The 6318-nt window shown below is 68.2% G+C and carries 5 protein-coding genes and 1 pseudogene; 3 read left to right on the top strand and 3 right to left on the bottom strand.

The genetic code is table 11. The features are described from left to right. Nucleotides 1-179, bottom strand: a pseudogene (locus LH128_RS22015) (IS110 family transposase); the annotation flags it as partial. Between the two features lie 140 nt (nt 180-319). Next, complete coding sequence (locus tag LH128_RS22020) at nt 320-1495, bottom strand: acyl-CoA dehydrogenase family protein (RefSeq protein WP_008831898.1); 1176 nt, start codon at nt 1493-1495, stop codon at nt 320-322. 278 nt (nt 1496-1773) lie between these two features. Here LH128_RS22020 and LH128_RS22025 point away from each other — a divergent pair, with 278 nt between their 5' ends. From LH128_RS22025 to LH128_RS22035, 3 genes are read left to right on the top strand one after another with little or no spacing between them, the layout of a single operon-like run. Next, nucleotides 1774-2841, top strand: a complete 1068-nt coding sequence (locus LH128_RS22025; protein ID WP_008831899.1) for an ABC transporter substrate-binding protein — start codon at nt 1774-1776, stop codon at nt 2839-2841. Nucleotides 2842-2851: 10 nt separating this feature from the next. Next, complete coding sequence (locus tag LH128_RS22030) at nt 2852-3871, top strand: ABC transporter permease (protein WP_008831900.1); 1020 nt, start codon at nt 2852-2854, stop codon at nt 3869-3871. Further along, entirely contained in the window at nt 3865-4653 is a 789-nt protein-coding gene (locus LH128_RS22035) for an ABC transporter ATP-binding protein (protein WP_008831901.1), read from the top strand. The genes LH128_RS22030 and LH128_RS22035 overlap by 7 nt, the downstream gene beginning before the upstream one ends. Before the next feature lie 14 nt (nt 4654-4667). Here LH128_RS22035 and LH128_RS22040 read toward each other — a convergent pair. Beyond that, the coding region (locus tag LH128_RS22040; protein ID WP_172705138.1) for a diguanylate cyclase at nt 4668-6318 on the bottom strand (1651 nt) is incomplete at its 5' end.

The following is a 6318-nucleotide window of genomic DNA, read 5'->3' on the forward strand; positions in this document are numbered from 1 at the left end:
TGATGCGCGCCTCCGCAAGCCTCGAGCGCCACCGTGCACCGCGGATGCTGGGCAAAGAATTCCAGCAGCTTGGTGCGGCTGATTTTGCGACTGAACAACGCTCGCCCACGCGCATCCGCACCATGCGCATGGAAAACATTCTTGGCGATATCCAAACCGATTGTGGTAACTTCCGACACGGACGCCTCCTCAAGTGGTGTTCAACACCTCCACTATGGCACATCGATGCCGTCGGGGGGCGTCCACCCCATCACCCAAGCTGACAACCTGTCCCGCTCAGCATGAGCGGAGTGGCGGGACGAAAACACTCGTCCCCGCCTCACACCCCCAACAATGCCTTGCGCCCTGCCCCGACCAGCACAGTGTCAGCCTGCGGCGAATGAATCCGGCTGCACAGCACGTCGCGGTAATGCCTCTCAAGCGGGTTGTTGCGACTGATGCCCGGGTTGCCGGTCAGTTCCAACCCCAGCGCCACCGCTTGGATCGCGTTCGCATTGGCGACATGCTTGATCAGGTTGGCCTCGGTGGCGGAGGGCAGCGCGCCTTCGTCGGCCGCCCGCGCCGCGCCTGCGATCAGGGCGCGGTTGGTGTAGAGCAGCGCCTCGATCTCGCCCAGCTTCTCCTGCACGCGCGGCAGGGTCGCCAGCGCAGCCCCGAGGTTCGCGGGCACCCGCGCGTTGAGATAGCCGACCAGCCAGTCCCGTGCGGCGCGGGCGACCCCGTCGTAGATCGTGGCGATCGCCAGCGCGTTCCACAGCGATTGGGCCGCAGCCTGGCCCGCCGACGCTTCCCATTCGGCCGGGAGCCTGACGTCGACCGCGTGTTCGGACGGGATCGCCACGTCCTCGAAGACGACCTTGTGGCTGACCGTGGCGCGCATGCCGAGGTGGTCCCACTCGGGCACGATGGTGATGCCGGGCGTCGCCGGGTCCACGAGAAAGCTGCCGACGCGCGGGACTGCCTCGTCGGTGCGCGCCCAGACGACGAACCAGTCGAGCCCGGTGGAGCCGGTAGAATAGATTTTCTCGCCGCTGATGCGCCAGCCTTGCGGGGTGCGGGTGGCGGTGGTCTTCGGCAGGCCGCCGCGTACCGGGGTGCCGAGTTCCGGCTCGACGCGAAACGTGCCGATCAATCCGCGTCCCGCCACCGCCTCGCGCGCCAGTCGTTCGTAGAGAGGACGCGGCCAGCGGGCAGCCTTCTCGGCGGCGTGGAAGGCATAGGTCATGAACAGGATGAGCGCGGTGGACGGCTCGCCCTTCGCCACCGCGCCCAGCACCCGCAGCGTGTCGGCATAGCCCGCGCCCGCGCCGCCCAGCTTTGGATCGACCGTCAGGCCGATGAGGCCCGCCTTGGCCAGAATGTCGAAGTTGGCGCGCGGGAACGTGGCGGCGCGGTCGTGGTCCTGCGCGCTGGCTGCCAGCTTACGGGTGATTTCCTGCAAGGTGGCGGCGTCGGGAATGCGCAGCGAAGCGGGTTCAAGTATACGGGTCGCCATCGTCGAAGCTCCGAAAGCACAAGTTGTCTCGCGAAACCTGTGTTCACTGCCGCCGCGTTCGACAAACGAGTTCGGCGCGATCTGGCTTGAGAGTTTGTGGACTGCGCCTGACGCCCGGGCATCTGTTGAGATAGCTCAATAGTCACATTGCCATTGCCGGATAGTCTTGCACGATCGCGGCGCTAGGCTTGTTGAGCAGGATCGATCCTTGCCGGGGCACTTCGCGTGAAAGCCCCCGGCGTACGGGTCTCCATTCCCTTCCAAGCAAGCGAGCCCGCATGACTTTCACGCCGCCTGACGACGATATTGCCGAACCCGAAGCCCCGCCGCCGCGTCCGCTCATCAACCGGCGCAGCGTGCTGGCGGGCGGCGTGGTCGCGGCGGCGGGGGCGGCCGGGCTCTATGCCGCCGCGCGGCCCGCGCCGCTGCCGCGCAATGCGAAAGGGCAGCGCAAGATCACGCTGGCGTGGAATGCCAACGCCATCTGCCTCGCCCCCGCGCTGCTGGCCAAGGAACAGGGCATCTACGAGCGCTTCGGCCTCGACGTGGAACTGATGAACTTCGCCGGGTCCACCGACCAGCTGCTGGAGGCGATCTCCACCGGCAAGGCCGACGCCGGGGTCGGCATGATCCTGCGCTGGATCAAGCCGCTGGAACAGGGCTTCGACGTGCGGCTGATCGCGGGCACCCACGGCGGCTGCATCCGCGTACTGGGATCGCGCCGGGCGGGGATCACCGATGCGGTGGAGAGCCTGCGCGGCAAGGCGATCGGCCTTTCGGAAATCACCGGCGCCGGGCGCAATGCGCTGGCGGTGCTGCTGAAGGCCAACGGCCTCGACCCGAACCGCGACGTCGAATGGAAGGCATTCCCCGCGCCGCTCCTCGCCGCTGCGGTCGAGAAGGGCGAGATCCAGGCTTTCGTCGATTCCGACCCGATCGCCTACGTGCTGCAGAAGAATTCGGGCGGCGATCTGGTGGAGGTGCTCTCCAACCTCTCCGCCCCCTGGCAGGACCGCGTGTGCTGCGTGCTCGGCGCCAGCGGGGACCTGCTGCGCCGCGACCGCGCCAGCGGCGTCGCGCTGGCGCAGGCGCTGACGACGGCGGCCTCGATCTGCTCGCAGCGGCCCGAGGCGGTGGCGCGCGCCTTCGCGCCTTATGCCAAGGCCAGCGTCGAGGATCTGGTCGCGGTGCTGAAGATGCAGACCCACGATCACCACCCGGTCGGCCGCGACCTCCACCGCGAAGTCGCGCTCTATGCCGGAGAACTGCGCGACGTCGGCGTGATGAAGCCGACCACCGATCCGCAAAGTTTCGCCAGCCGCACCGTCGAGCAGCTTTTCGCATGAAGGACACGCCATGAGCAGCAGCGCCCTCGCCTTATCGTCTGATCGCTTCGCCGGACGCAGTGAAGAGGTCGTCGAACCGGCTTCCCCGCGCGCTCCGGTGTGGCGAGGCGGCATTGTCGCAGCGCTGGCATGGGCCGCCGCCGCCGGGGTCACCTGGACGTGGCCGGATATCACGCCATGGTCGCGTTCGGGGCTTCTGGGTGCCATTGAGTGCACGTTGAGTGCCGCTCTCTGCCTCCTCGCATTCGCCGGAAATCGCGGCCGACTGGCGGCACTCCGGCCGTGGGATCGCTGGCTCGGCGCGGGTGCGGTGCTACTTACACTGTGGCAGATTTTGACCGCAAAGACCGCAATTCTGCCGCTTCCGTTCTTCCCGCCGCCCCAGTCGATCCTCGAAGTCTACACCGACGACAGCGCCCGATTGCTCGAAAGCGCGGCCCGTTCGCTGCTCCTGCTGCTGCCGGGCTATGCGATCGGCGGAGCGGTCGGTTTCGCCAACGGCGTCGCCATCGGCTGGTGGAAACAGGCGAGCTACTGGGGCCACCCGATCCTGCGTTTCGTCGGCCCGCTGCCCGCCACCGCATGGCTGCCGCTGGCGTTCTTCGTGTTCCCCGGATCGCAGAGCGCCAGCACCTTCCTGATCGCGCTGGCGACCGCCTTTCCGGTCGCGGTGCTGACGTCCTCAGGCGTCAAGGGCGTCAATGCGGCGTATTATGACATCGCCCGCACCTTGGGCGCGAGCGAGCGGTTCCTGATCCTGAAAGTGGCAATCCCGGCCGCGCTCCCGGACGTTTTCGTCGGCCTTTTCATGGGCCTCGGCGCATCGTTCGCCGTGCTGATCGTAGCCGAGATGATGGGCGTCAAGGCCGGGCTCGGCTGGTATCTGCAGTGGGCGCAAGGGTGGGCGGCCTATGCCAACCTCTACGGTGCGCTGATCGTGATGGCGTTGTTGTTCTCGGGGCTGATCGCCCTCCTCTTCACCGTGCGCGACCGCGTGCTCGCCTGGCAGAAGGCAATCGTTCGATGGTAACTCTGGTCCATTCCCCCGCGACCACCGGCCTGTCCGTACAGGCCCGCGGCGTCCACCACGCTTTCGACACGCCCGGCGGCCCGCTGCCGGTGCTGGACGACGTCACCCTCGACATTGAGCCGGGCGAATTCGTCGCCCTCCTCGGCCCCAGCGGCTGCGGAAAATCCACGCTTCTGCGCCTTTTGGCGGGGCTTGAGGCTCCGTCCGAGGGCAAACTCGGCGCAGACAAGGTCCGCATAGTCGGCCCCGATCCGTCGCGGCTGCTCGTGTTCCAGGACCCGACGCTATATCCATGGCGCAGCGTGCACGGCAACGTCGCGCTCGGCCTGGAGGCGCAGGGCGTGGACCCGCAGGAAGCCGCCGCGCGGACCGACCGGACCTTGCGCCTAGTCGGCCTCGAAGGCTTCGAGCAGGCCCTGCCGAGCGAGCTTTCCGGCGGCATGGCCCAGCGTGCCGCGCTGGCCCGCGTGCTGGTGAACGACCCGCGCCTGCTGCTGCTGGACGAGCCCTTCGGAAAGCTGGATTCGCTGACCCGCATGACCCTACAGACCGAAATCCTGCGCCTGTGGCGCGATGCCGGGTTCACTGTCCTACTGGTCACCCACGATGTCGAGGAAGCCCTGCTGCTGGCCCAGCGGATCGTCGTGTTCAGCCCCCGCCCGGCGCGGATCGTGCGCGAGGTGACGGTCGAGGAGCCCTATCCCCGCCGCCGCGACAGCCCGGCCCTGCAGTCGCTGCGCCGCGATATCCTTGCCTCGCTGGGCCATGCCCATGAGCTTTGAGGCGTGATGCGGCGTCAGCCCCCGACCGAAACCGGCATGCCGCCGCCACGGCTGCGCTGGGTGGCGACGACGACGCGGTCGCGGCCGCCTTCCTTGGCGCGGAGGAGGGCAGCGTCGGCAGTGGTGATCAGCGCCTGGATCGGTCCGTGATGAGGATAGACCGCCATCCCCAGCGAGACCGTGACCGGCCCGATGGGCTGCCCCTCGTGTGTGAGGTCGAGCCCCGCCACGCGCTCGCGGATGCGCTCGGCCCGTTCCAGCGCCAGCGCCTCGTCCGCGCCGGGCATCAGCATCAGGAATTCCTCGCCGCCGTAGCGCAGCGCCAGATCGTCCTCGCGCGCGCCGCCCGCGAACACGGCGGCGACAGTGCGGATGACGAGATCCCCGGCATCGTGGCCGAAGCGGTCGTTGAGCCGCTTGAAGTGGTCGATGTCCATCATCAGGCAGGCGATCGGCGTGCCTGATGCATCCGCCGTGGCGACCAGACGGCGCAAGGTGTCGTCCAGTTCATGCCGGTTGCGTAGGCCGGTCAGCGGATCGAACAGCGCCTTTTCGTGAAGCACCTCGCGCAAGTTCAGGTTGGCGAGCGCGAGCCCGACCGTCTCGGACATCAGTTCGATGTAGACGCCGGTGGACTCGTCCGGCCCGTGGTCGGCCGCCAGGTTCTCCAGCACCAGCAGGCCGATCGTCTCGCCCTGCGCGGTCAGCGGTACGCAGATCGTCGCCCGGGCCGCTGACGGGGCCACGTGGCGGCACGGCACGTCGAGCATCTCCCCGCCGGGCGCATGGATCTGTCCGCGTCGCAGCGCCCAGCAGTCGTCCGGGCCGAACGCGGCATCGGTGCCCCGCGGCCCGCGCCCTTCCGCGCCGTCGCCATGCGACCCGCGCCACTCGGCCGCGCAGACCATCAGGTCCATGCGGTTGTCCAGGGTATAGAGCCGCCCGGCAAGCCTCGGCGCGATCTCGGGGGCGAACAGGCGGACGACAGCAAACAGGTCGCTCACGCTCTCGCAGCCCTGCAGGCGCTGGGTCATCCGCGCCAGCAGGTCACGCACCGCCCAGTCGGCGTCGCGCTCGCGCTCCAGCCGCTGGCGTTCCAGTCCGTTCTCGCGGAAAATGCGGATGGCATGCGCCATGTCGCCGATCTCGTCGACTTGCGAGAAGGCCGGGGTTTCCACGGTATAGTCCTGGTCGGCCAGTCGGTTGACGACGTCGCTCAGGGTCATGACCGGACGCAGGATACGCCGCTTCAGGATGAAGCCCAGCACCAGCAGGAACAGCGCCGCCGTGATCGCGACCATGGCTTCGGACACCGAGCGCAGCCGCTGCGACGCCTGGCTCGCCTGCTCGATGGAATCGTCCGAGCGTTGGTCGAGCATGTAGCGGAATCGACCGATCAGGAAGCGAACGCGCTCCAGTTCGCGCTCGTATTCCGGTCCGAAGACGATGGCCCGCGCCGTGGCGTCGTCTCTGCGCCGGGTGGCGGCGATCGCCGCCTGCTGTTCGTCTTCCAGCGTTTTGGCCCAGCGCAGGCCCTCTTCCAGCGAGCGCAATTCCTGTTCGTTGGCGCCCCCGTCTTTGAGCTTCGCGACGCGCTGCTCGACCGTGCCGAGCGAGGCCAGCGTGCGCTGATAAGCGATGGCGTGGCTGGGATCGTCGGTCACC

It is taken from the genome of Sphingomonas sp. LH128 (assembly GCF_000293195.2).
GTDB classification, from domain to species: domain Bacteria; phylum Pseudomonadota; class Alphaproteobacteria; order Sphingomonadales; family Sphingomonadaceae; genus Novosphingobium; species Novosphingobium resinovorum_A.

What these genes read in the sequence shown, in the direction of transcription:
- LH128_RS22020 (WP_008831898.1), bottom strand. Translation starts at nt 1,495, where the DNA reads ATGGCGACCCGTATACTTGAACCCGCTTCGCTGCGCATTCCCGACGCC.
- LH128_RS22035 (WP_008831901.1), top strand. Translation starts at nt 3,865, where the DNA reads ATGGTAACTCTGGTCCATTCCCCCGCGACCACCGGCCTGTCCGTACAG.
- LH128_RS22030 (WP_008831900.1), top strand. Translation starts at nt 2,852, where the DNA reads ATGAGCAGCAGCGCCCTCGCCTTATCGTCTGATCGCTTCGCCGGACGC.
- LH128_RS22025 (WP_008831899.1), top strand. Translation starts at nt 1,774, where the DNA reads ATGACTTTCACGCCGCCTGACGACGATATTGCCGAACCCGAAGCCCCG.